Source organism: Candidatus Cardinium sp. cByotN1 (assembly GCF_022810525.1).
Taxonomy (GTDB): Bacteria; Bacteroidota; Bacteroidia; order Cytophagales; family Amoebophilaceae; genus Cardinium.
In genome coordinates, this window is the sequence record NZ_JAACGG010000167.1 from 1 (window position 1) to 960 (window position 960).

General features: G+C 36.8%; 1 protein-coding gene. It reads right to left on the reverse strand.

All coding sequences use genetic code 11. The features are described from left to right. Positions 1-488, reverse strand: a 488-nt coding sequence (locus MUW73_RS04195) for an Rpn family recombination-promoting nuclease/putative transposase (protein WP_243575293.1), incomplete at its 3' end; no start/stop codon positions are given. Between the last annotated feature and the right edge of the window lie 472 nt (positions 489-960).

Below are 960 nucleotides of genomic sequence, written 5' to 3' on the forward strand. Positions count from 1 at the left end.
GGGTCCTTACTGAACTTACTCAGTTCTATGGTATGCAATTCTAGATCCGTAAAGTAAGGCAGGCCACTCTCTTTTTCAGTGATATGGAATACGTTATGATACTTTTTGCTATCTGTTATGGAAATAAAGTTAAGAATATGAATACCTATGGCCTTATTGAGCGTAGCATAATTTTGTGAGACTTTTAGCTGTTCTGTATATAACTTAGCCCAGTAGTATAGTGCTCTTTTATCATAATCGGACTCATCTGTGATTTGGATTTCTATATTAAACCTTTTGCCTGTTTGGCCCACTGCTTTGATGTCTAGTATGGAGAGTTTGTCGTTGCTAAAGCTTTTTGGGTTATAGGGGTTTAGTATGGTAACCTCTACCACTTGATCTTCTGGTGCTACAGTCGCATTGATTAAGTCGATCAGTAGATCCTTATTTTCTTCTACACCAAATATTTTTTTGAAGGCAATATCTACTTTTGGGGTAATTTTTTCCATGTTTTATTCCATTATGTAGTCTAACATATAAGGCATCCTATACTAGGCAAGATAGATAGTTTTTTTAAAATTTACTTGGTTTTGCTTAGTTTTTCTAGTTGTTTGACCAGATCAACTGGCAAGCTGTATAATCCAGTAGCGGTTGTTACACCTGGCTTATTTTATTCAGCTCACACCCACGGATGTGGGTTATACCCGGCAACTGTTTTGCGCTTCGTCTGTACACTGCGCTTTCTAATTGCAGCTTTTTCCAAAGGCACGTTTTGCTTATCTACGCTTAACATGGTCTTGAACGGACAATGGCGTCAACTTACTTAAGGAATTTTTAATTATTTTTATTTGATTATAAGGCTTTTTTATCTTACTTTTTTCTTGATAAAAAAGTAAGCAAAAAATCAAGCCCTGGTAAAAAGTTGCGGCAATCACCTATTAGAGTTGGAAAAACAGAGCTCACCCGCTGCGCGGGTTCAAA